Annotated in this window: 23 protein-coding genes; 12 read left to right on the top strand and 11 right to left on the bottom strand. The window is 70.1% G+C overall.

All coding sequences use genetic code 11. From position 1 onward, the window contains the following. Positions 1-84 precede the first annotated feature (84 nt). Positions 85-1,293 (top strand): acetyl-CoA C-acetyltransferase, encoded by a 1,209-nt coding sequence (locus ACFWNN_RS02530; RefSeq protein WP_382438397.1) that lies wholly within the window; start codon positions 85-87, stop codon positions 1,291-1,293. Between the two features lie 20 nt (positions 1,294-1,313). Then, on the top strand, positions 1,314-3,419 hold the full coding sequence (locus tag ACFWNN_RS02535) for a 3-hydroxyacyl-CoA dehydrogenase NAD-binding domain-containing protein (protein ID WP_382438048.1): 2,106 nt from the start codon (positions 1,314-1,316) through the stop codon (positions 3,417-3,419). On the opposite strand, the gene ACFWNN_RS02540 is transcribed toward ACFWNN_RS02535, so the two are convergent. Next, positions 3,410-4,057, bottom strand: coding sequence for a TetR/AcrR family transcriptional regulator (locus ACFWNN_RS02540; protein ID WP_382438049.1), 648 nt, complete (start codon positions 4,055-4,057; stop codon positions 3,410-3,412). The two genes, ACFWNN_RS02535 and ACFWNN_RS02540, sit on opposite strands and share 10 nt — an antisense overlap. Before the next feature lie 144 nt (positions 4,058-4,201). Here ACFWNN_RS02540 and ACFWNN_RS02545 point away from each other — a divergent pair, with 144 nt between their 5' ends. From ACFWNN_RS02545 to ACFWNN_RS02560, 4 genes are read left to right on the top strand one after another with little or no spacing between them, the layout of a single operon-like run. Then, positions 4,202-5,431 (top strand): oxygenase MpaB family protein, encoded by a 1,230-nt coding sequence (locus tag ACFWNN_RS02545; protein ID WP_382438398.1) that lies wholly within the window; start codon positions 4,202-4,204, stop codon positions 5,429-5,431. Between the two features lie 30 nt (positions 5,432-5,461). Next, positions 5,462-6,676 (top strand): oxygenase MpaB family protein, encoded by a 1,215-nt coding sequence (locus ACFWNN_RS02550; protein ID WP_382438050.1) that lies wholly within the window; start codon positions 5,462-5,464, stop codon positions 6,674-6,676. Further along, complete coding sequence (locus ACFWNN_RS02555; protein ID WP_382438051.1) at positions 6,673-8,898, top strand: molybdopterin cofactor-binding domain-containing protein; 2,226 nt, start codon at positions 6,673-6,675, stop codon at positions 8,896-8,898. The genes ACFWNN_RS02550 and ACFWNN_RS02555 overlap by 4 nt, the downstream gene beginning before the upstream one ends. 9 nt (positions 8,899-8,907) lie before the next feature. After that, complete coding sequence (locus ACFWNN_RS02560) at positions 8,908-9,378, top strand: (2Fe-2S)-binding protein (protein ID WP_382438052.1); 471 nt, start codon at positions 8,908-8,910, stop codon at positions 9,376-9,378. 291 nt (positions 9,379-9,669) lie between these two features. Here ACFWNN_RS02560 and ACFWNN_RS02565 read toward each other — a convergent pair whose 3' ends face one another. The 10 genes from ACFWNN_RS02565 to ACFWNN_RS02610 all read right to left on the bottom strand — a co-directional run bounded on the left by ACFWNN_RS02565 (position 9,670) and on the right by ACFWNN_RS02610 (position 18,707). Further along, on the bottom strand, positions 9,670-10,272 hold the full coding sequence (locus tag ACFWNN_RS02565) for a helix-turn-helix domain-containing protein (RefSeq protein ID WP_382438053.1): 603 nt from the start codon (positions 10,270-10,272) through the stop codon (positions 9,670-9,672). 5 nt (positions 10,273-10,277) lie between these two features. Further along, the gene (locus ACFWNN_RS02570; RefSeq protein ID WP_382438054.1) at positions 10,278-11,741 is read right to left on the bottom strand and encodes an MFS transporter; all 1,464 of its coding nucleotides are present in this window, start codon (positions 11,739-11,741) and stop codon (positions 10,278-10,280) included. Continuing rightward, on the bottom strand, positions 11,725-12,684 hold the full coding sequence (locus ACFWNN_RS02575; protein ID WP_382438055.1) for an alpha/beta hydrolase: 960 nt from the start codon (positions 12,682-12,684) through the stop codon (positions 11,725-11,727). Before ACFWNN_RS02575 ends, ACFWNN_RS02570 begins: the two co-directional genes overlap by 17 nt. Then, positions 12,681-13,358 carry a class I SAM-dependent methyltransferase gene (locus ACFWNN_RS02580; protein ID WP_382438056.1) on the bottom strand — a complete coding sequence of 226 codons (678 nt, stop codon included), beginning with the start codon at positions 13,356-13,358 and terminating at the stop codon, positions 12,681-12,683. The genes ACFWNN_RS02575 and ACFWNN_RS02580 overlap by 4 nt, the downstream gene beginning before the upstream one ends. A gap of 102 nt (positions 13,359-13,460) precedes the next feature. Beyond that, on the bottom strand, positions 13,461-14,435 hold the full coding sequence (locus ACFWNN_RS02585) for a GlxA family transcriptional regulator (protein WP_382438057.1): 975 nt from the start codon (positions 14,433-14,435) through the stop codon (positions 13,461-13,463). After that, positions 14,425-15,255, bottom strand: a complete 831-nt coding sequence (locus ACFWNN_RS02590) for an ABC transporter ATP-binding protein (RefSeq protein WP_382438058.1) — start codon at positions 15,253-15,255, stop codon at positions 14,425-14,427. The genes ACFWNN_RS02585 and ACFWNN_RS02590 overlap by 11 nt, the downstream gene beginning before the upstream one ends. Further along, entirely contained in the window at positions 15,252-16,328 is a 1,077-nt protein-coding gene (locus tag ACFWNN_RS02595; RefSeq protein WP_382438059.1) for a FecCD family ABC transporter permease, read from the bottom strand. The genes ACFWNN_RS02590 and ACFWNN_RS02595 overlap by 4 nt, the downstream gene beginning before the upstream one ends. Before the next feature lies 1 nt (position 16,329). Beyond that, on the bottom strand, positions 16,330-17,331 hold the full coding sequence (locus ACFWNN_RS02600; protein ID WP_382438060.1) for an ABC transporter substrate-binding protein: 1,002 nt from the start codon (positions 17,329-17,331) through the stop codon (positions 16,330-16,332). After that, complete coding sequence (locus ACFWNN_RS02605; RefSeq protein ID WP_382438061.1) at positions 17,328-17,954, bottom strand: DJ-1/PfpI family protein; 627 nt, start codon at positions 17,952-17,954, stop codon at positions 17,328-17,330. Before ACFWNN_RS02605 ends, ACFWNN_RS02600 begins: the two co-directional genes overlap by 4 nt. Positions 17,955-18,323: 369 nt before the next feature. Then, a complete protein-coding gene (locus ACFWNN_RS02610; RefSeq protein WP_382438062.1) occupies positions 18,324-18,707 on the bottom strand; it encodes a winged helix-turn-helix transcriptional regulator in 384 nt (127 codons plus the stop codon). A 91-nt stretch (positions 18,708-18,798) separates the two neighbouring features. Here ACFWNN_RS02610 and ACFWNN_RS02615 point away from each other — a divergent pair, with 91 nt between their 5' ends. The 6 genes from ACFWNN_RS02615 to ACFWNN_RS02640 all read left to right on the top strand — a co-directional run bounded on the left by ACFWNN_RS02615 (position 18,799) and on the right by ACFWNN_RS02640 (position 23,274). Beyond that, positions 18,799-19,635, top strand: coding sequence for an enoyl-CoA hydratase/isomerase family protein (locus ACFWNN_RS02615; protein ID WP_382438063.1), 837 nt, complete (start codon positions 18,799-18,801; stop codon positions 19,633-19,635). A gap of 163 nt (positions 19,636-19,798) precedes the next feature. Then, positions 19,799-20,332, top strand: a complete 534-nt coding sequence (locus ACFWNN_RS02620; RefSeq protein ID WP_382438064.1) for a hypothetical protein — start codon at positions 19,799-19,801, stop codon at positions 20,330-20,332. 119 nt (positions 20,333-20,451) lie between these two features. After that, positions 20,452-21,036 (top strand): RNA polymerase sigma factor, encoded by a 585-nt coding sequence (locus tag ACFWNN_RS02625; protein WP_382438065.1) that lies wholly within the window; start codon positions 20,452-20,454, stop codon positions 21,034-21,036. Then, positions 21,023-21,706 carry an anti-sigma factor gene (locus ACFWNN_RS02630; protein ID WP_382438066.1) on the top strand — a complete coding sequence of 228 codons (684 nt, stop codon included), beginning with the start codon at positions 21,023-21,025 and terminating at the stop codon, positions 21,704-21,706. The genes ACFWNN_RS02625 and ACFWNN_RS02630 overlap by 14 nt, the downstream gene beginning before the upstream one ends. Before the next feature lie 96 nt (positions 21,707-21,802). Continuing rightward, positions 21,803-22,612: a DUF4397 domain-containing protein gene (locus tag ACFWNN_RS02635; RefSeq protein WP_382438067.1), complete on the top strand. Its 810-nt coding sequence runs from the start codon at positions 21,803-21,805 to the stop codon at positions 22,610-22,612. Continuing rightward, a complete protein-coding gene (locus ACFWNN_RS02640; protein WP_382438068.1) occupies positions 22,609-23,274 on the top strand; it encodes a class F sortase in 666 nt (221 codons plus the stop codon). The genes ACFWNN_RS02635 and ACFWNN_RS02640 overlap by 4 nt, the downstream gene beginning before the upstream one ends. Positions 23,275-23,345: the final 71 nt, after the last annotated feature.

Genomic DNA, 23,345 nt, shown 5'->3' on the forward strand with positions numbered 1-23,345 from the left:
CGGGCTTATTGACAGTCAGTCAACAACTCCCACCACCTGTCCCCGCCGAACCTGCCGCGGGTGAGAAGGAAGCGTGAGGGCCACGTGATCGAGGCATTCATCTACGACGCCATCCGCACGCCCCGCGGCAAGGGCCGCGACGGCGCGTTGCACCACGTCAAGCCGATCTCACTGGTGACCGGCCTGATCGACGAGCTCCGCCGCCGCCAACCTGGTCTCGACCCGGCGCACATCGACGACGTCGTCCTCGGCGTCGTCACCCCGGTCGGCGACCAGGGCATGAACATCGCGAAGGGCGCGGCACTCGCCGCAGGTCTCGCGGACACCACCGCGGGCGTGCAGCTCAACCGGTTCTGCGCCTCCGGCCTGGAGGCGGTGAACACGGCGGCGCAGCGCATCCGGTCCGGCTGGGAGCACCTGGTGCTCGCGGGCGGCGTCGAGTCGATGTCCCGCGTACCGATGGGCAGCGACGGCGGAGCCATGGCCACCGACCCGGCGACGGCGTACGACACGTACTTCGTCCCGCAGGGCGTCAGCGCCGACCTGATCGCGACGATCGAGGGGTTCACCCGGCAGCGCCTGGACGAGTACGCGGTGCGGTCGCAACTGCTGGCCGCACAGGCGTGGACCGGCGGTTTCTTCGCGAAGTCCGTGATCCCGGTCAGGGACCGCAACGGCGTCATCGTGCTGGCCCAGGACGAGCACCTGCGTCCCGGCACGTCCGACGAGACGCTGGCCAGGCTGAAGCCCTCGTTCGCGGGCATCGGCGAGATGGGCGGCTTCGACGCCGTCGCACTGCAGAAGTACCACTGGGTCGAGAACGTCGAGCACGTCCACACCCCCGGCAACTCCTCGGGCGTGGTGGACGGCGCCGCCCTGGTGCTGATCGGCTCGAAGCGGGCGGGGGTCGAGCACGGACTCACGCCTCGCGCCCGGATCGTGTCCGCCGCGGTCAGCGGGGCCGATCCGACGATCATGCTCACCGGGCCCGCGCCGGCCACCCGCAAGGCGCTCGGGCTCGCCGGGCTGACGGTGGACGACATCGACCTGTTCGAGATCAACGAGGCGTTCGCGTCCGTGGTGCTCAAGTACGTCAAGGACCTCGACCTGCCGTGGGAGAAGGTCAACGTCAACGGCGGCGCGATCGCGATGGGCCACCCCCTCGGCGCCACCGGGGCGATGCTCGTCGGCACGGTCGTCGACGAGCTGGAACGCCGGGACGCACGGCGGGCCGTGGTCAGTCTCTGCGCCGGCGGCGGCATCGGCATCGCCACCGTGATCGAACGTCTCTGACGACACCGGAGAGGAACATCGTGATCCACTGGGAGCAGGACTCCGACGGCGTCGTCGTGCTGACGATGGACGACCCGGACCACCCCGTCAACACCATGAACCAGTCCTATGTAGACGCCATGGAGGCCGCGGTCGGCAGGCTGGAGGCCGAACGCGAGAGCGTCACCGGCGTCGTGCTCACCTCCGCCAAGGCGAGTTTCTTCGCGGGCGGCGACGTCGGTTTCATGAGCAGGGCGCAGCCGGAGAACGCCGCGGAGATCAGCGAGGTCTGCCGGGTGCTCAAGGCCCAGCTGCGGAGGCTGGAGACGTTCGGCAGGCCGGTGGCGGCGGCGATGAACGGCACGGCGCTCGGCGGCGGCTACGAGATCGCCCTCGCCTGCCACCACCGCGTCGCGCTCGACACCGCGGACAGCCGGATCGGCCTGCCCGAGGTGACGCTGGGGCTGCTGCCCGGTTGTGGCGGTGTCAGCCGCACGCTCCGGCTCCTCGGTCTGCAGACCGCGCTGACCGACGTGCTGCTGTCCGGCACCCGGTACCGGCCGGCGGCGGCGCTGGCCAAGGGACTGGTCCACGACCTGGCCGCCACGCCGGAGGAGTTGCACTCCAAGGCGAAGGAGTGGGTGCTCGCGAACCCGGACGCGCGGCAGCCGTGGGACGAGCCCGGCTTCCGGATTCCTGGTGGCGCGCCGACGCACCCGAAGGTCGCCGCGACCCTGCCGGCGTTCTCCGCGAACCTGCGCAAGCGGCTCAAGGGCGCGAACGTGCCCGCGCCGCGCAACATCCTGGCCGCCGCCGTCGAAAGCGCGCAGCTCGGGTTCGAGGCGGGCGAGCTCGTCGAGACGACCTACCTCGTCGAGCTGATGACCGGCCAGGTCGCGAAGAACATGATGCAGGCGTTCTTCTACGACATGCAGCACGTGAACTCCGGTGGCAGCCGCCCGCTCGGCCCGCCCCGGCACAGCGCGCGCAAGGTCGCGGTGCTCGGCGCGGGCATGATGGGCGCCGGAATCGCTTACTCCTGCGCGAAAGCCGGGCTGGAGGTCGTGCTCAAGGACACCTCGCTCGCCGCGGCGGAGCTGGGCACGCAGTACTCGGCGAAGTCACCCGAGGCGTTCGCCCGGATCACCCCGACCGCCGACGTCGCCGATCTCGCGGGCTGCGACCTGGTGATCGAGGCGGTGTTCGAGGACCCCGAGGTCAAGCGGAAGGTGTTCGCCGAGATCGAGGCCGTGGTCGCGCCGGACGCCGTGCTGGGGTCGAACACCTCGACGTTGCCGATCACCGCGCTGGCCGAGGGCGTCGGCCGGCCGGAGGACTTCATCGGCCTGCACTTCTTCTCGCCGGTGGACAAGATGCCGTTGGTGGAGATCGTCGTCGGCGCGAAGACCAGTGAGCAGACCATCGCGAAGGCCGTCGACGTCGTCCGGCAGATCGGCAAGACACCGATCGTCGTCAACGACAGCCGGGGTTTCTTCACCAGCCGGGTGATCGGCCGGTTCATCGACGAGGCGGTGGCCATGCTGGGCGAGGGCCTGCACCCGGCCTCGATCGAGCAGGCCGGGCTCCAGGCGGGCTACCCCGCGTCTCCGTTGCGGTTGCTGGACGAACTCACCCTGACGCTGCCGCGCAAGATCCGCGAGGAGACCAAGGCGGCGGTGCTCGCCGAGGGCGGGCAGTGGCACGCGCACGCCGCCGAGGCCGTCGTCGACCGCATGATCGACGAGTTCGGCCGTTGTGGACGGTCGACCGGGGCGGGGTTCTACGACTACGCCGACGGCCGGCGCACCGCGCTGTGGCCAGGGTTGCACGAGCACTTCACCTTGCCGCACAAGGAGATTCCGTTCGCGGACATGCAGGAGCGGATGCTCTTCGCCGAGGCGCTCGACTCGGTGCGCTGCCTCGACGAGGGCGTGCTGCGGTCCGTGCCCGACGCCAACATCGGCTCGATCCTCGGCATCGGCTTCCCCGCCTGGACCGGTGGCGTTCTCCAGTACGTCAACGGCTATCCCGGCGGGCTGCCCGGATTCGTCGCCCGCGCGGGGGAACTGGCCGACGTCTACGGCGAGAGGTTCCGCCCGCCCGCGTCGCTGGTGGAGAAGGCGGCGAAGGGCGAACGCTACGAGTGAGGTTCGAGCATCGGGACGAGGAACCGCCGGGCGACGTCGCGCAGTTGCTCGTCGTCGTCCAGGTCGATGACGTGGCTGGGAATGACCAGGAAGGAGGCGGAGATCCGGACCATCATCTCGGCCACGACGTCGACGTCGACGGCCGCGGAGACGGTGCCCGCGTGCTGTTCCCAGCGCAGCCGGCTCGCGACGAACTCGCGCACGTCGGCCAGCGTCCGTCCCTCGTCCCCGGTCATGGACGGCACGACGGCGTCCGGCTCGACCTCCATCAGGCCGCCGATGAGCGGGTTGTCCCGGATGGCGCGCAGTGAGCTAACGAACCCGACGACGACCCGGTCCGCCACGGTCTCCGCGCTGCGCACGTCGACGATGAACTGGTCGAAGTAGCGCCGGAACTCCCGCCGCACCACGTGTTCCACCAGGGCGTCCTTCGTGGCGAACCGGCGGTACACGGTGATCCGCGACAGGCCGGCGAGCTTCGCGACGTCCGCCATGGTCGACCGCTTGATCCCCCGGCGGCGGAACTGCTCGTGCGCGGCGTCGAGCAGGCGCGTGGTGACCTCGTCGTCGGCGTCCGCGCCCTCGACGGCCTCGCTGAACGCCAGCTCCAGCACGGAACGGGCGTCGGTGGAACTCATGGCGACCGACGGTACAGGTTCCACGGTCGATTCCCCCGCAGGGCTCTGGCGATCATGACCTCTCCCGTGCTCCCATGATACAGAGATACTCACCTTGTTTCATTGTATCAACCCGACACCGGAGTCGAGGAGGAGTTCCACGCGATGGACGGACTGAGCAGGCGGAACATGCTGATCGCGGGCGGCGCGCTCGGAGCACTCGGGGCGCTCGGCATGGCCTCCCCCGCCCTGGCGAGGACCCCGTGGACCTGGGAGCCGGCCGGTTCGGTGGCGGGCACCGGCCAGGGCGCCGACCCGAACTGGGTGTGGGACGACGAAGCCGACCAGCTGCTCGCGGCCGTGATCGATCGCGGTGACGTGCCGCGGATCAACCCGCTCCTGCGCACGTGGACGCGCAACGATCAGCCGTTGCCCACCGGACTTCCCGCTGACGTCCGCGACTTCATGGAACGGGCGCGGCTGTTACCCGGCTGGGCCGACCAGGGCAAGCTCGACGTCGCGGCCCGGTTCAACGTCTCCAGGGGCTTCTACCTGAACCTGCTCAACGGTGTCGGCGGCGGCATGTTGAGCACCGCGATCCCCCGCGAGGCACGGGCCGTCTACTACTCCAAGGGCGGCGCCGACATGGAGGACCGCGTCGCCAAGACGAGCAGGCTCGGGTTCGCCGTCGGCGCCCTCGACGCCTACCAGCCGACCGGCACCATGGTCGTCGAGGCGGTGAAGACCCGGATGGTGCACGCGGCCGTGCGGCACCTGCTGCCGCAGTCGCCGGGCTGGTCCGGCACGAGCGGCGGCCAGCGGATCCCGATCAGCCTCGCGGACATGCTCGTCACCTGGCACACCCTGCCGACGTACGCGATGCGCAAGATGCTGGAGTGGAAGGTGCCGATCACCTCCACCGAGTCCGCCGCGCACCTGCACGTGTGGCAGGTGACCGCGCACATGCTCGGCATCCGCGACGAGTACATCCCCGGTTCCTGGGAAGCGGCCAACGAGCAGTCCCGGCAACTGCTCGACCCGATTCTCGGCCCAACGCGGGAAGGCGTGGAGCTCACCGACGTCCTGCTGGGCCAGCTCGCCGAGCAGACGAGCCCCGCGAGCATCAGCAGGCCGATGGTCAACGCGCTCGCCCGGTACCTCGTCGGCGACCAGATCGCGGACTGGGACGGCATCCGGCGGGAGCCGTTCTGGGACAGGACGATCGCCTCGGTGTGGCCGAAGCTCGTCGGCGTGCGCGAGAACCTGATCCCGTTGCCGCTGGTGCCGCAGATCGCCTGGACGCTCGACGAGGCGGCCCGCCGCTACATCATGTTCTACCTCACCAAGGGGCGCGAGACGCACATCGAGATCCCCGACACCAACCGGCCTTCCTGATCCGCGCGGACTCGACGAGGAGTTCCAGTCATGAACGACATCAGCAGGCGCACCATGCTGGTCGCGGGCGGCACGCTCGGCGCCCTCTGCCTCGCTTCTCCGGCCAGTGCGAGCTCGTTGTGGACGTGGTCCCCGGCCGGTTCGCTCGCCGGCGCGGGCACGGGCACCGACCCGAACTGGGTGTGGGACGACGAAGCAGACCAGTTGCTCGCGGCGGTGATCGACCGCGGGGACGTGCCGCGCGTCAACGCGGCGCTGCGCACGTGGACCCGCAACGACCAGCCGTTGCCCGCCGGACTGCCCGCCGACGTGCACGACTTCATCGAACGGGCGCGGCAGCTTCCCCCGTGGGCCGACCGGAACAAGCTCGACGCGGCGGCGCAGTTCAACAGGACCAAGGGCATCTACGTCGGTGTCCTCTATGGACTGGGCAGCGGCCTGATGAGCACGGCGATCCCCCGGGAGGCCCGCGCGGTCTACTACTCCCAGGGTGGCGCGGACATGAAGGACCGCGTCGCCAAGACCGCCAAGCTCGGCTACGACGTCGGCGACCTGGACGCCTACCAGCCGCAGGGCGAGATGATCGTGACCGCGGTGAAGACCCGCATGGTGCACGCGGCCGTACGGCACCTGCTGCCGAAGTCACCCGGCTGGTCCGGCACGAGCGGCGGCCAGAAGATCCCGATCAGCCTCGCGGACATGCTGGTGACGTGGCACAGCCTGCCCACGTTCGTGATGCGCAAGATGCTGGAGTGGGGCGTGCGGGTCAGCGCGGCGGACTCGGCGGCCTATCTGCACGTGTGGCAGGTGACCGCGCACATGCTCGGCATCCGCGACGAGTACATCCCCGCTACCTGGGAGGCCGCCAACGAGCAGTCGCGGCAACTGCTCGACCCGGCGCTGGGCCCCACCCGCGAAGGCGTGGCGCTCGCGAACGACCTGCTCGACATCGTCGCCGAGGTCGACGGCGGCCTGACCCGGCCGATGATCAGCGGGTTCTCCCGCTACACCGTGGGAGAGCAGATCGGCAACTGGATCGGCCTGCGCCGGGAACCGTTCTGGGAGGTGCTGATCCGCACGGCCTGGCCGAAGCTGGTGGCGTTCCGCGAGCACCTGATCCCGCTCCCGCTCGTCCCGGACGCCGCGTGGGCGCTGGAGGAGGTCATCCGCCGGTTCGTGCTGCTGTTCTTCTCCGAGGGACGGCGCATCTCCATCGAGATCCCCGACATGAACAGGCCGTCGTGAGACGACGCCGGTTCCTCGGCTACGTGCTGGCGTCACCGACGCTGGTCACCGCGGCGGGGCTCGGCGAGGACATCCCCTCGCCGGACCTCACCCGGTTGGCCGACCTCAACGACGTCATGACCGCCGCGGCCCTGCCGACGTCCGGGCTCATCACCGTGGAGATCGGCACCGACGGCACGGTGTCGTTCGCGCTGCCCCGAGCCGAAGTCGGCCAGGGCATCACGACGTCCACCGCGATGCTGATCGCCGAGGAGCTCGACGTGCCACCGGACCGGGTCCGCGTCTCGCTCGCCGACGCCCGTCCAGAGCTGCTCTTCAACCAGCTCACCGGCGCGTCGAACACGACCATCGCGACCTACACGCCGATCCGGGTGGCGGCGGCGACCGCCCGGGCCAGGCTCCTGGAGGCCGCGGCGGCCGAACTCGGCACCCGGAACCTCGTGCTCGCCGACGGCCTCATCACCGGAGCCGGCCGCAGCGTCGGCTTCGGCGCGCTGGCGGAGAAGGCCGCGAGCGTCGAGCCGTTGCAGATCGCCGTCACGCTCAAGCCTCGCGAGAGCTTCACCGTCATCGGCAAGCCGCACAACCGCGTCGACGCCGTCGAGGCGGTCACGGGGCGCAAGAAGTTCACGATGGACCTGGCCGTGCCCGGCGCGTTGCCGACCATGCTCTGCCGCCCACCGACCATCAACGGCAAGGTCGGCACCGTGCTGAACCTCGCCGAGGTCCGCGCGCTGCCGGGCGTGACCGACGTCGTGACCATCTCGACCGGCGTGGCGGTGCGCGCCGAGACGTTCGGCCAGTGCGTGGACGCGATCCGCGAGTTGCGCGTGAACTGGAAACCCGGGACTGTGGAAGGGAAGTCCGACGAGTCCGTCCTGGCCGAACTGCGCGACGCCGAACTCCCGATCGGTCTCCCACCGGTCACTCCCACCGTGGACCGCAGGTTCACCTTCTACTTCCGCGGCAACAGCGCGCTGGAACCCAACTGCGCCATCGCCGACGTACGACCCGACCGGGCGGAGATCTGGTCGTCGCTGAAAGCGCCGATCGTGGCCCAGAAGCTGATCGCCGCGAAGCTCGGGCTGGCCCCTCACAAGGTCCAGGTCCACGTCACCGAAGGCGGAGGCTCGTTCGGCCGCAAGCTCTTCTTCGACGCCGCCCTCGAAGCCGCCGAGGTCTCCCAGCGCATCGGCAAGCCCGTGAAACTCATGTGGCACCGCGCCGATGACACCCGTCAAGGCCGCACCCACCCCATGGCAACTTCACGGGTGCGAGTGTCCTATGTGGGCGACACAGTGCTGAGCTACGCCCAGCGCCACACCAGCATCCGCACCGACCTGAGCCACGGACTGGGCGAACTCTTCACCGCCATGGCCGCACGACTGCCGTTCGGCGACAAGGGCTTCGCCCAGACGTTCTTCCACCTCTCCCAGTCCATGCCCTACGAGTTCGGCCTGGCCACCCACCTGCTCGCCGAAACCGGCAAGGGCTTCAACACCTGCAGCATGCGCCACGTCTACTCCCCCGACGTCACCTGCGCCCGCGAACTCGTCGTGGACGAGCTCGCCGCGAAGACGCGCAGCGACCCACTGCGCTTCCGCCTCGGCTTCCTGCGCGACGACCGGGCACGAGCAGTGCTGGAGAAAGTAGCCGCAGAAGGCGACTGGGGCCGCCCCATGCCCGCCGGCACCGCCCAGGGAATCGCGTTCCACGGCGAGTACCACGCCTTCAACGCCGTTCTGGTCGAGATCGACTGCCGCCCGGAGACCGTGAACCGCCCGATCCGCGACGGCGTGGCCGGCCCCCGCGTCACCAAAGCCGTTGTCGCCGTGGACATCGGCCTGACCGTGAACCCCCGCGGCCTCGAAGCGCAGATGATGGGCTGCGTGATGGACGGCATCGCACTGGCGTTGACCTCCAGCCTCCACCTGCACGACGGCCACTTCCTGGAAGCCAGCTGGGACAACTACTTCTACACCCGCCAGTGGAACACACCACCGGCCCTGCGGACCTTCATCCTGCCCTCCACCACCGACAAACCGGGCGGCGCCGGCGAACTGGGCGTGGCGGCGTCGATGGCCGCCGTGGCCTGCGCCTACGGCCGTGCGACGGGAACCGTGCCGACGAGCTTCCCGATCAACCACCACACCCTGTCCTTCACCCCCAAGCCGTTCGTGCCTCCGATCCCCCCGTCCCCGACAGACGGCCTCACCCGGTAGGAGAACCTCTTGCCCCAGCACACCTTCCGCGTCAACGGCTCGCGGGTCACCGTCGAGGCGGCCGACGACGTGCGCCTGCTGTGGGTCCTCCGCGACCTGCTGGGCATCACCGGCCCGAAGTACGGCTGCGGCATCAACGTCTGCAAGGCGTGCACGAGCCACGTCAACGGCCACGCCGTCAGCCCCTGCTCCATCCCCGTCAGCGACCTGCGTCCCGACGACGAGGTGACCACGATCGAAGGACTCGCCGACGAGGCCGGCCTGCACCCGATGCAACAGGCCTGGCTCGATCACGACGTCGCCCAGTGCGGCTACTGCCAGCCGGGGCAGATCATGGCCGCGGTCGCCCTGGTGCGTCGGGTGAAGGCCGAGGGCCGTGCCGTCACCGACGCGGATCTCGACGGCATTCGCAACATCTGCCGGTGCGGCACGTATCCGCGCATCCGCGAAGCCATCAAGGCGGGCGCCGCACGGATGTGACGGGGTCGCCGAGCCGCCGCACCTGCGTCCGTCCGGCCGGGATCGGCCCTCCGTCGGGTCCGCTGCCCCTGTGCGTGCCGAAAACTATGTCCGCACAGGTCAAGCGGAATGCCGATACTCGTGGGGGACTCCGCCGAGACGGTCCCGCCGGAGTACCGCGAGGCGTTCGATCCGGTCAGGCCCAAGGGACTGGCGCCGGGGTCGCAAGGGTGCAGCCGCGGCGAGGGATCGGTGGGTACCGAGACGCCGTGCTGTCGTCCCCTGCTCGAGAGCGACGAGTTCGGCGCCACGTCAGCCTCTCGTCACTGCCCGGTGTCCTCGCATGGTGCGTGCGCGCAGGTGGGCGCGTTCGCCTTGCCGTCCGAAGAGGACCAGGAGCTCGACCGGGGTGGTTCCCGCGGCTCCAAGCCAGTGGGGGATGTGGGTGTCGAACTCGGCGACCTCGCCTGGGTGGAGGGTGAGGTCGCTGTCGCCGAGCACCAGGCGGAGGGTGCCGTTGAGGACGTAGATCCACTCGTAGCCGGCGTGGGTCTGCGGATCAGGTTCGACGGAGGACGTGGAGGGCGGGATGATCAGCTTGTGTGCTTGGAGTCCGCCCGGCCGGTTCGTGAGCGACATGTAGATGAGGCCGTCGCGCTCGACCGGGCGGATGTGCACGGTGGGGTCGCCCGTGTAGGGCGCGCCGACGAGGCTGTCGAGCGGGACGCGGTAGGTCGTCGAGAGCCGCAGCAGCAGTTCGAGGGTGGCGCGCCGGCCGCCGCTCTCCAGCCGCGACAGGGTGCTCTCGGAGATGCCGGTGGCTTCGGAGACCTGGGCGATGGTCATGCCGCGACGGCTGCGCACGTCGCGCAGCCGTGGTCCCACCGCGTCGAGGACCTCCTCGGTGGTGCGCATGATCGTCATTGTGTGGCATCGACCGCGGCCGCCGCGACCGGAGCCGGTTTCCTCGGCTTCTTCATCACGAGCAGGGCGCAGAGCATGGCGAGCAGGAACAGGACACCGGACACGGCGAACGCGAGGTGGTAGCCGCTGAGGTTGGCGGTCAGGACGTCGCCGGGGTTCGACTTGATCGCGTCGGCGCGAGTGCTGGTGTACAGGGTGTTGAGCAGGGCCACGCCGAGTGCTCCGCCGAGTTGCTGGGTGCTGTTGACCAGTCCGCTCGCGACACCTGCGTCGGCGGCGTCGACCCCCGCCAGCGCGGTGCTGTTCATCGGGGTGAAAACAAAGCCCAGCCCGATGCCCATGACCAGCTGCGGGACCAGTGTCCCGCCGAGCTGTGCGGGCGAGCCGTCGAGGGTGGTGAGCAGCAGCATTCCGGCGGCGGCGATCGCCATGCCCGCGACCATGGGCGGGCGTGGCCCGAACCGCGTCAGGCTGGGGGCGACGAACAGCGGGACGAGCACGATTCCCACGCAGAACGGCAGGAACGCGAGGCCGGTCGTGAGAGGGTCGAACCCGAGGTCGCCCTGCAGGTAGTAGGTCAGGAACAGGAACATGCCGAACATGCCGCTGCCCACCAGCGTGGAGGTCAGGAACGCGCCACCGCGCACCCGGTCGAGGACCACGCGCAACGGCAGCAGCGGCGCCGCCGCGCGGCGTTGCCACAGAACGAACCCGGCGAGAAGCAGGACGGACGTGACGAGCGCCGCGATCGCGGCCGGTGATCCCCAGCCACCCGACTCCGCGGCGAGTGTGAAGCCGAGGACCAGTCCCACCGACCCCGCTGTGGCCAGCAGGGCGCCGGGCAAGTCGTAGCTGCGTGGTCCGGACGCGACGCTTTCGTTCGCCGACAGCCAGGTGCCCGCGATCGCCACGACGGCGATGGGCAGGTTGACCAGCAGACACCACCGCCAGTCCAGGTACTCGGTCAACAGCCCGCCCGCAAGCAGGCCGATCGCTCCCCCACTGCCCTGCACGGCGGCGAAGACACCGAACGCCCTCGCCCGTTCGCGGTTCTCGGTGAAGGTCACGGCGATCAGCGACAGCGCTGCCGGAGCGAGTACGGCGGCGAACGCGCCTTGCAGCACACGGGCGATCACCAGCACAGCCTCGTCGACCGCCAGGCCACCGAGCGCGGAGGCGGCGGCGAATCCGGCGAGGCCGATGAGCAGCATCCGCTTGCGGCCACCGAAGTCGGCGATCCGGCCGCCGAGCAGCAGCAGTCCGCCGAAGGTGGCCGCGTAGCCGGTGACCGCCCAGTGCCGGTTCGCGTCGGAGATGCCGAGGGCGGCTTGGGCCTGGGGCAGGGCGATGTTGATGATCGAGGCGTCGAGCACCACCATCAGCGTGGCCAGGCTGATCATGCCCAGGGCGAGCCACCGGCGTGGGTCGGGCGCCACGTCGTGCTCAGGCACGCTGGTCATCGTTGTCACTCCTCGGCTGTGCCTGGTCGAGCCAGGCGTTGATCTCGGTGGTCAGGTGCTCGATCCCGGCGGCGCTGCCGGGCAGGACGTTCACGAGGTTGAGGAAGCCGTGCATCTGCCCTGGCATCTGGTGGACCCGCGTGGGCACACCGGCCTCGGCCAGGGCGGTCGCGTAGGCCTGTCCTTCGTCGCGCAGGACGTCGTGTTCGGCCAGCAGCACGATCGCCGGCGCCAGGCCGCGCAGGTCCTCCGCGCGCAACGGCGACGCGTCCGGATGCAGGCGGTCGGCGAGGTCGGGAACGTAGTGGTCCCAGTACCAGTTCATGGTGTCTCGGCTGACCATGAGCTGGTTCTCGGCCGCGAGGTAGCTCGGCCGGTCGGTGTCGGCGTCCGTCACGGGGTAGACGAGCACCTGCAGGTCCACGGGGAGCCCGAGGTCGCGCGCCCGTCTGGCCACGACGGCGGCGAGGTTGCCGCCCGCGCTGTCCCCGGCGACGACGATCGGAACCGGCGCACCGGTGAGCTCGTGCCGGCTCTCGCACACCCAGCGCGCCGCTTCCGTGGCATCGTCGACCGCGGCGGGAAACAGGTGCTCCGGCGCAAGCCGGTAGCGGGCCAGCACCACCACGGCCTTCACCTCGGCGGCGAGCCTGCGTGCGAGGTGGTCGTATTCGGCCGGGCTACCGTGCACCCAGCCCCCGCCGTGGTAGTAGACGACGATCGCGCGCGGCGTGTCCTGCGGCGTGAGCACTCGCAGCTCGAGTTGTCCGTTGTCCCGCACCACGACCCGGTCCACCGACTCCTTCAGCGCGGGACCCTTGCCGTGGAAGTGTGTGATCGACGCGGCGGCGGATCGGGCCTGTGTCACCGATCCGTGGTGGATCGGTGGACCACCGGATTCCACGGCGTCCAGGAACCGCCTGGTCTCGGCGTCCAGTGTCATGCCGCGCTCCCGTCGCCGTGCTTGAGCACGACCAGCACGTGATCGGTGACCGTCGCCTTCTGTCCATTCGGGCCGGTGGCGAGCCGCTGCGGCCGGTCCCGGCGCACCGCGCGCCACTGCCCGGGATCCAGCGCGAGCTCCTCGTAGACCTCGTCAGGGCTGGGAAAGTGGACGTCTGGATCCTGGTTCCACGACCACGGCGAGGTGGAACCGTGGTCCACGACGAGCAACCGGCCGCCAGGCCGCAACGCCTCCACGGCGGTGCGCAGGATCGCGGCACGGTCCACGTCGAACGGCGTGTGGAAGTGCTGGGCGGAGATGAGGTCGAACGAGCCCTCGGGGAACGTCCGCGTGAGGTCGTGCACCTCGGCGCGCACGAAGTCACGGAGATTCTCCGCCTCCGCGCGTTCCGCCACCGTGCGGATCGCGGTCGGCGAGATGTCGGCCGCGACCACACACCAGCCCTGCGAAGCCAACCAGAGGGTGTCGTTTCCCCTGCCGCAGGCCAGATCCAGAGCCGTGGCGTCAGCACGAGCAGGTGCCAGCGCCTCCACGGTCTCCACCAGAAGTGGGCTCACGTGGGAAAAGCCGCCGAGTTGCTGCTGTGCGTAGTGGTTCTCCCAGAACCGTTCGGCCTCGCTGTCCGGGACAGCCGGCACCTCTTGGGAACTCATGCGACGAAGGTCCACCACGCAGCCACGACTGCGCACGTTTTCGTGCCGAAACAGCAAGTCGCCGGCACCGTCGTCGCCCTGCGCCGCAGGAGCACCGCCGGGTCATGATCCGCCGGGCTGCCGGAACGTCTGCCGGTAGCGCTGCGGACTGGTGCGCAGCTCGCGGTCGAAGTGCGCGCGCAGCGCGGTGGCCGAGCCGTGCCCGCTGCGTTCCGCCACCACGGGGACCGGCAGGTCCGTGGTCTCCAGGAGTTCCCGCGCGAGTTGGAGCCGCTGGCGGCCGAGCCAGTCCAGCGGTGTCGTGCCGGTCTGCTCGCGGAACCGGCGCGTGAGGGTGCGGGTGCTCAGGTTGGCGTGCCGGGCGATGCCGGCGAGCGTCAGCGCGGTCGCCGCGTGCTCCCGCATCCACGTGAGGGTGGCGGCGAGCGAACCGTCGCCGGTCGGTAACGACGACGACGGGATGAACTGCGCCTGGTCACCGTCTCTGGTGGGCGGCGTGACCACGACCCGGGCAGTCGACGCGGCGACAGCGGCGCCGAGATCCCGGCGCACGAGGTGCAGGCACAGGTCCAACCCGGCGGCGACCCCGGCCGAGGTGAGAACCCTGCCCTGGTCGACGAAGAGCGCGCCGGCGTCGACCTCGACGTCCGGATGACGTCGCGCCAGGTCCGCCGCAGCCGCCCAGTGGGTCGTGGCACGGCGCCCGGAGAGCAGACCGGCGTCTGCGAGGGCGAACGCCCCGGTGCAGATCGACACCGTCCGGGCGCCACGGGTTGCTGCGGCCTGGAGCACCTCCACGACCTCGGGCGGCGTGGGCTTGGTGAACGTCATCCCCGGCACGACGACGGTGCCGGCCTCCTCCACGGCGTCCAGGCCGTGCGGGGCCTCGATCCGGTAGTAGGCAACGCCTCCGGCCGTGGCGGTGACCGACGGCTCGGTGCCGCAGACGCGGACCTGGTACGGGTAGTCGCCGCCGGACAGCCGGGTGAGTCCGAAGACCTGGCACGGGATGGCCAGGTCGAAGCCGACCACGCCGTCGAGGGCGAGCACGGCGACGACGTGCGGGTCAGCCGGCATCGGCACTGACCTCGGCCACGCGCGTGCGGCAACTCCAGTGACACCGCTCGTCCGGGCAGACGCACTGGGGCCGCAACACGAACCGGGCGGACCCGGCGTCGTGGTGCACGGTGGCGTCCACTCCGAACACCTCGCCGATCGTCTCGGGGGTGAGGACGTCCAGCGGCCTCCCGTGGGCGACCAGCCGTCCGTCCTGGAGCACGGCGACGGTGTCGGCGTAGGTCGCGGCGAGGTCCAGGCTGTGCAACGCCGCCACGACTGTGACGTTCAGGTCGCGCACCAGCTCGAGCAGGTCGAGTTGGTGGCGCAGGTCCAGGTGGTTGGTGGGTTCGTCGAGCACGAGCAGCCGGGGTTGCTGGGCGAGCGCGCGGGCCAGCAGCACGCGCTGCCGTTCCCCGCCGGAGAGCTCCCCCACCCGGCGTCGCAGGAACGCGGTCAGCCCGGTGCGTTCCACGGCGTCGTCGATCGCCGCGTGGTCGGCACGGGTGAAGCGGTCGAACAGGCCGAGGTGCGGCGTCCGTCCCAACGCGACGGTCTCCGCGACGGTGAACTCGAAACCGGTGTGCTGCTCCTGCATGAGCACGCCGATGTGCCGGGCAGTCTCGGCGGCGGGCACTGCCCACAGGTCGTGGCCGTCGAGGCGCACGGTGCCGGAGTCGGGACGCCGTGCGCGGTAGATGGTGCGCAGCAACGTGGACTTGCCGCTGCCGTTGGGTCCGGCGAGCGCGACGAACTGTCCCGAGTGGACGGTCAGGCTCACGTCGTCGAGAATCGGCCGTCCTCCCAGCGCGACCGAGACGGCATCGAGGTCGAGTCTCATGCGTTCTCCTGGGTGGCGAGGCCGCGGGCCCGCATGACGAGCAGGAAGAAGGGCACGCCGAGGAACGCGGTGAGGATGCCGATAGGCAGTTCCGCCGGCGCGATCAGCATCCTGGCCGCGACGTCGGCCCACAGCAGGAACAACGCGCCGAGCAGCACGGTGACCGGCAGCATCCGCCGGTGGTCGGCGCCGACGATCATGCGAGCCAGGTGCGGCACGATCAGCCCGACGAACCCGATGCCGCCGGACACCGCGACGACCGTGCCGGTCAGCAACGTGGTGAGGATCAGCAGGTACCAGCGCAACCGGCTCGCGTTCACGCCGAGCGCCGCACTGGCCTCCTCCCCCAGCACCAGCGCGTTCAGCCGCCGCGCCCGCACCAGCAGCAGCGCCGTCCCGCCGACGACCACGGCGGCCGTGACCGGCAGCGTGGCCCACCGGGCGCCGGACAGCCCGCCGAGCATCCAGAAGATGATCTGCTGCTGGGCGGCGGAAGAGTCGGTGCGGGCGAGCATGAACGAGGTGATCCCGGCGAACAGGTGACCGAAGGCGACGCCCACGAGGATCAGCCGCATCGGCAGCAACCGTCCGCGGTGCCGGGCCATCGCGAGCACGACGACGATCGCGCCGGTGGCACCGGCGAAGGCCGCCAGAGGAAGCGTGAGCGCGCCCAGCATCGAGGCCCCGGTCGTGAGGACCAGCACCGCCCCGACCGAGGCACCGTGGGACAGGCCGAGCAGGTAGGGATCGGCGACCGGGTTGCGCACGACGCCCTGGACCACGGCCCCGGCCAACGCGAGCCCGGCGCCCACCACGGCACCGAGCAGCACGCGGGGGAAGCGGATCCGCCACACGATCAGGTCAGCGGCAGCGCCTGTGTCACCACCGCCACCCAGGTGGTGCAGCAGGATGCGCGCGACCTCGCCGGCCGGCACGCCGACCGGCCCCACCCCGGTGGCCAGCAAAGTCGAGACGACCAACGCGGCCGCCAGCGCGGTGAGCAGGACCGGGTGCGGCACGAGGTCAGCGCGTTGCCTCGTGCGGGTCACGGGACGGGTGTCGAGAGCGGTCATGTCAGCCGGCGTGCAACGCGTTCGCGAGCTGTTCCAGGCCGTCGAGATTGAGCGGGCTCGGGAACGACACCAGGAACTGCGAAGTTGAGACGATCTTGCCCTGCTTCCCGGCCGTCGTGCCGGCCAGCAACGGGTTGGCTTTCACCGCCGCTACGAGTTCCTGGCCCTTCAGCTTGGCGAACGTGTAGTCGGTGATGACCCAGACGACCTGCGGGTCGCGTTGCACGACCTCCTCAGGCGAGATCTCCGCATGCATCGAGGAGACGTCGGAGAAAATGCTCTGCCCACCAGCCAGCGTGATCAGAGCGTGCGCGATCGTGCCCGCACCCGAAGTCTGCAACGGCTGCCCCGCCACCGGGTTGTCCTGCAACACCAGCACCTTCGGCTTGGCCCCGGACGAGGCCTTGGCCGCCACGGCCTTCGCTCGCCCCTCCAGTTCCTTCACGAGCTCCTCCGCACGATCCGGAACCCCGAAGACGGCCCCCAGCTTGCGCACGTAGTCGTACGTCGGCGACAGGTCGGTGAGCGCCTTTCCGCCGCTCTTGTTCATGCCACCGCCCAGACACGACGTGAGCCCCTTGGCCTTCATCGTGGCGAGGTCGGCCTCCTTCGGGCTGCCGGGCGGGCCGCCGAACGACTCGAAGCTCGTCAGCACGAAGTCGGGCTGCTGCGCGGCGACCACCTCGGTGACCGGCACGCGTTCCGCGAGCACCGGGATCTTCGCCAGCCGCTCCGAGTGCGGCGCCTTGTCCGCGGTGAACGGCGCGGGAAAGCCCGTTCCGACGATCTTGTCGGCCACTCCGAGCCGGACGAGGGTCTGCGCGGCGTAGCCGTCCAGGGTCACGACCCGTTCCGGCGTCCGGTCGAACGTGACCTCCTTGCCAGCACAGTCCTTCACCGTGACCGGACCGCCCGCCGCGGTCGCGGGTGCGGACGCCGGCGCCGCCGTGCCACACGCGGCGAGCGGCAGCACCGCGGCCAGAACCAGAATCGCTCGCCTCATCGAGCGGACACCCCTTCACTCGTCACGTCCGCCCGCCACAGCGGTTCACGACGCTCGTACTCCATGACGCGCTGCACGAGCCCGGCCGCGTCCGGCCCGCGGAACCTCTCCACGAGCCACAGCGCGAGATCCAGCCCGGAGCTGACACCGCCCGCGGTGACCAGGTCGCCGTCGTCGACCACCCGCGCGTCGACGTGCCTGCCGCCCGCCGCCACGAGGTCCTCGACGGCTCGGTGATGGGTGGTGCACGGGCGACCTGTCACCAGTCCCGCCGCCGCCAGCAGCAACGCGCCCGTGCAGACCGACGCCAGCACGAGATCCGGCCGGACAGCCGCAGCCAGCGCAGCGGGAAGCCGTCCATCGGCGATCTCGGCGCGCACACCGATGTCCTCACCCGACGCGTAGCCACCACCGGGCACGATCAGCACGTCCAGGTCCTGCGGCGCCCACCGGCCCGGCCGCAGCGACAAGCCACCCCTGGTGGTCACGTCGGGCCGTTCGCCAGGCGCGATCAACTCCACCTCGACGCCGAGACCGGCCCGAGAAGCCATACCGAACACCGAGAACGGCCCGACCACGTCCAAGTCGTCCGTGCCGTCGAACACGACGATGCCGACCCGCAAGACCAGCCTCCCTCACCCGTTGACAGTGCGCTGCGCACATCGTCACGGGCCGGACAGGGCGCAGGAAGTGGCCGCCGGGCCAACCTCCGCCAGGATCTCGCCACCGCTGTGGGTGCACTTCAGCGCGTCGCACACCAGTAGTCGTCCGGACGACGCGATCAGTTCCCAGGTTCGCTGAAAAGAGAGTCCACGCTGGACAGTCCAATGTGCGGGCTCATCTGGAAAGGACCTTCGTCGCGTGCTCGACCACAGCGTGTGGAGCGGTGTCCACCGGCCCCGCACTGCTGGGCGGTGCTGTCAGGTCGGCGCGCTGGCCGACCGTCGTGGCAATCCCCATCCCGACGCCGCACCAGCGTCGAAAAGTGCCGGCTAGATCTCCGACACCCTCTCGTCGTAAGCGCGCTGGCACTCCTGGATCTGCGCGCTGTGTTCCACGGTCCAGCCGTAGAGGTGGCAGAACGGCTCGCGCAGGGACGCGCCCATCGGGGTCAGGGAGTACACGACGCCGACCGGCGAGGTGGGCAGGACGGTCCGCACGATCATCCCGTTGCGCTCCAGGCGGCGCAGGGTCTGCGTGAGCACTCGTTGCGTCACACCGTCGAGCCGGCGCTTCAGCTCGTTGAACCGCGTCGGTTGTTCCAGCACCGCCATGACCATCATCGACCACTTGTCCGCGATCTGGTCCAGGATCGGCCGGCTGGGGCAGTCTGCGCTCAGAACGAGGGGCTCGCCCACGGTGGTGTCCTCCGGCATCCCTGGTGTTGTGGAAGTGCGTTCTTGACGACCTTAGCAGCACGATCGACCCTAGGTATGCAATGAATACCTAGAAACGGGGCTAAGTCTTATGACCTTCGGCGACTTCACGACGCTGCACACCGGCCTGAGGGACGGCGTGCTGACCGTCGTCTTCGACAATCCGCCGGTGAACGTGCTCGGCGCCAAGACCATGCGCGAACTGCGTGACCTGCTGACCGGCGTACGGGACGACCCCGGCGTGAAGGTGATCGTGTTCGAGAGCGCGAACCCCGAGTACTTCCTCGCCCACGTGGACATGCACATCCTCGAGGAGCGGGAACTGCTCGAAGAGCTCGCCGCGGCCGCCCCGCCCGGTGTGAACGTCTTCCAGGCCACCGGTGAGTTGCTCAGGCACCAGCCACAGGTGACGATCGTGAAGCTCGCCGGCAAGGCGCGCGGTGGTGGCGCGGAGTTCGTGGCCGCGGCGGACCTGGCCTTCGCCGCCGAGGAGACCGCGGGACTCGGCCAGGTCGAAGCGCTCATGGGCATCACCCCCGGCGGAGGCGCCACCCAGTACCTGCGGGAACGGGTCGGCCGCAACCGGGCGCTGGAACTGGTCCTCGCCGGCGAACTGGTCGACGCCCGGACCGCGGCCGCCTACGGCTGGATCAACAGGGCGGTCCCGGCCGCAGAACTGGACGCGCACGTCGACCGAATCGCCCGCACGATCGCGGGGCTCGCCGACGGTGTGGTCGCGGCCGCGAAGCGCACGATGCCGCCTGCCGACCTCAGTGCCGGACTCGTCGTGGAGAACGACGCGTGGGCATCGCTGATCGGACAGCCCGCCTCCCAGCGACTCATGAGCGAGGCGCTCGCGGCCGGCGCCCAGACGGTGCAGGGCGAACGCGACCTGGAAGCCCTCATGGTGGGGCTCAGGGCGCGATGACTGCTCGCAGGCGGCCGTGGCACCGACCGGTCGGGCAGGTTCCCGCTGTCCTGACCACGAGCGTGGCGTGACAGCCAGAAAGTCCTGACCGGCCGCATCCGCCGAAGCCACCCGCGTCGTACCTCACTCGTCGGAACAACCGAACCGAGGAGGACTGAGTTCGATGCGTGATCGCGTGATCGCCGTCGGTCTGATCTTGGTCGTCGCACTGGGCTGGGGCGCCTTGGCACCCGCCACCGCGGCGGCGGAGGGGAGGACCTCGAGCACGTCGTCGTGGTCCTGGCAGGGCAAGGGCCGGACCGATCTGACGCTCGACCCGGCCGCCGCCGCTGCCCTGACGTCCCTGGGAGTCAAGGTCAAGCCGTTCCTCGCCAGGTCGAGCGGTGGGGTCATCAAGTTCACCATCGTCGGCAATCCTGGCGACGGAACCATCGAGCACATCGGCGGCCTCGTGTTGCAGGCCCACAGGACCTGCCTGTTCCTCACCAACTACACGATCGACCTCAACCGCGGAGTCCTGACCGGCCTGGTCAACTTCCGGCAGCGCGCGGATCTCTTCACCCTCGGCGCCGCCACGCCGCAGGGAGTCACGCTGGCCCTCACCGAAGGGGCGGCCGGCGTCCTCAACTCCACCTTCGGAGTCACCGCGTTCAAGGCGGGTCTGGTCATCGGGTACGGCAACCCCGTTCTCAGCTGAGCAGCCAGGACCTGAAGGGGCTGTCCCGCCTCAGCAAGGAGGCGGGACAGGCCCACACGACAAGCGAAGCGACCGACTGCCTTATAGATTGGCCGAGTGGCACGACGATGGAGGCCGCGTTGACCGCCGGATCGGGCGGAACCAGCACCACCGATGCCGACGATGATCTTCCGGACCGCTTTCGCGCCGGCGAGAGCGGTGCCCTGCGGCATGTTTATCTCAGGTACGCACCGGCCGTCCTGCGGGTGGCGAGCGCCAGCCTGTCCGACCGCGGTGAGGCCGAGGAGGTGGTTCAGGCCGTCTTCGTGACCGCCTGGCAAGCACGTCGCACGTTCGATCCCGCCAGGGGCAGTCTGCTCGTGTGGTTGCTGACCATCACCCGGCGCAAGGCCGTCGACGCCCTGAGGGCCCGCGGGCGGCGCGAACAGGTGGTCCGCGTCCTGCGCACCGCAGGTGGGTCATCAGGTCTGGACGAGTCACCCGACAAGCCTGAGCGGGTCGTCGACCGCCTGGTCGTGCTGGACGAACTGTCGACGTTGCCGGACGACCAGCGACGCGTGCTGATGCTCGCGTTCTACGATGATCTCACCCACCAGCAGATCGCCGTGATGACCGGTTTGCCGCTGGGCACCGTGAAAAGTCACCTGCGCCGAGGGATGGCACGACTACGACAGCGATGGGAGGCAGACGGTGCCGCACGTTGACACGGACCGCCTCACCCTCATCGCGCTGGGCGACCAGAACGCCTACGACGCCGATGCGGACCACTTGCGCGAGTGCGAGACCTGCGCCGCCGAACTCGAAGCGCTGCGGGAGGTCGCGGCGCTCGGCGGTGAAACGGAGTACGAATCGGACCTGCCGTCGCCGTCACCTGAGGTGTGGCATCGCATCGCCGCGGAGACGGGTCAGAACGGCGAATCGCGCGAGGCCACGCCCTGGTGGCGCTCGGCGGCGCTGCGCGTGGTGGCCGTGGCAGCCGTTGCGGCGGTCGCGGCAGGCGCGGCGGTGTACGCGGCCGACAGGGTGAACCGTCCCGTCGAGATCGCCGACCAGTTCGTCGCCGAAGCGAACCTGGTAGCGCTGGAATCGGCTCCCGCCGGAGCATCCGGGCGAGCGCAGGTCCTGCGGCGTGCCGACGCGGTACTGCTACGACTCGACATGGCGGGCATGCCGCGGCCGGAAGGGCTCTACCAGGTCTGGCTCTACGACGGCGCTCAGACCATGATCCCCCTGGGCGTTCTCACCGGCGGCCAGGTGGACATGGCTGTTCCGGCGTCGATCGACATCACCAAGTACCCGATCGTCGACGTGTCCGCACAACGACTCGGGCAGCAGGAACACGGCGTGAGCATGCTGCAGGGCACCCTGCGCTGAAACACAGCGGTTTCGGCGCGAACCCGAGTTCGGACGCATCCGCCGCGAGCGTTCCGGTCGTACCCCTCGTGACCCACTCCCCACGGAGGAGCGACCATGAGGATTCGGTTCGTTCACATCGCGTCCGCCGCTGCACTGATGGTGACAGGACTGGCGCCGGCCGCCGCAGCGGAAGCCCAGGCAGAGTCACAGGTGTCCGTCGTGCACGGCATACCGGGACAGCCGGTCGACGTCTACGTCAACGGGGCGAAGACGATCGAGGGCTTCCAGCCGGCCACCGTGGCCGGACCGTTGAGCCTGGCCGGCGGCACCTACGACGTGGCCCTGACCAAGCCCGGCGAGCCGGTGGCCAGTGCCATCCTGCAGAACAAGACACTCGCCGTTCCCGGAGGCCAGAACCTCACCCTCGCGGCACACCTCGACGCCGCGGGAAAGCCCGTGCTGACCGCGTTCGTCAACGACACGTCCACGATCGCCGCGGGCCAGGCGAGGCTCGTCGTCCGTCACACCGCGGCTGCCCCCGCGGTCGACGTGCGCGCGGGCGGCACACCCGTGTTCAGCGGCCTGACCAACCCCAAGGAGGCCAAGGCAGACCTGCCCGCGGGCACGGTCAACGCCGACGTCGTGCTCGCCGGCACCGCCACGGTCGCCCTCGGCCCCCAGAACGTCGACCTCAAGGCAGGCACCGCGACGATCGTGTACGCCATCGGATCAGCGGAAGGCAAGACGCTCGCACTCGCGGCCCAGACGATCACCGGACTGGGCGGCGCACCCCACGGCGTGCCCGCGGGGCAGGGTGGCCTCGCCCGGGGAAGCGACTGGCGATTCCTGTTCGTTCTTCTGGGGATCGTGCTGCTCGGCGCTGTTCTGACCGGCCGTCGCGTCTCGCGGCACGAAGAGCGATGAGGCGTCGGAGTGGGCTCGTCCTGCTGGTGGCCTCGGCGACCGTCGTCGTCTCGGTGGCGGCGTTCATCTCGTTCACGAGGCCGACCTCGAACTCGACCTCGTTCGGCGAGAGCGCCGCGCGCGGCGTGCAGACCACGGCGACCTCACCGTCCACACGGGACGAGCCCGCTCCGCGCATCTCCACGCAGCCGGCGGTGTTGCCGACGCCGTCCTCCTCCGTGACGCCGACCGGACTGGAGATCCCCGCTGCGAGGATCTCCGCTCGGGTGGCGCCGACCGGAGTCGACGACCGAGGTGAGTTCGCGGTGCCACCCAGCATCGACACGGTCGGCTGGTACCGGTTCGGCGCGTCCCTGGCGAGTGGCGAGGGATCGATCGTGATCGGCGGGCACGTGGACGGCGCGACCGAAGGCCCTGGAGCCTTCTACCGGCTCACCGAGCTCCGTTCGGGCGACGAGATCACCGTCACCGGCGACGACGGTTCCGAGCGGAGGTTCCGTGTCGTGGCGCGCGAACAGGTGTCGAAGAAGAAGATCGACCTGGCGCCGTACTTCGCGGTGACCGGACCTCTCCGGCTGACGCTCTTCACCTGCGGCGGGGAGTTCGACAGCGCGGAAAGATCCTATGTGGACAACGTGGTGGTCACCGCCGTGCCCAGCTGAGCCGAGATCGAAGCGACGCGTGGATGCGCCGGGAACGCGACTCCGCGGTGCCCCGTTTCCCGGCCGTTGAG

It is taken from the genome of Lentzea sp. NPDC058450 (assembly GCF_042721395.1).
Taxonomy (GTDB): Bacteria; Actinomycetota; Actinomycetes; order Mycobacteriales; family Pseudonocardiaceae; genus Lentzea.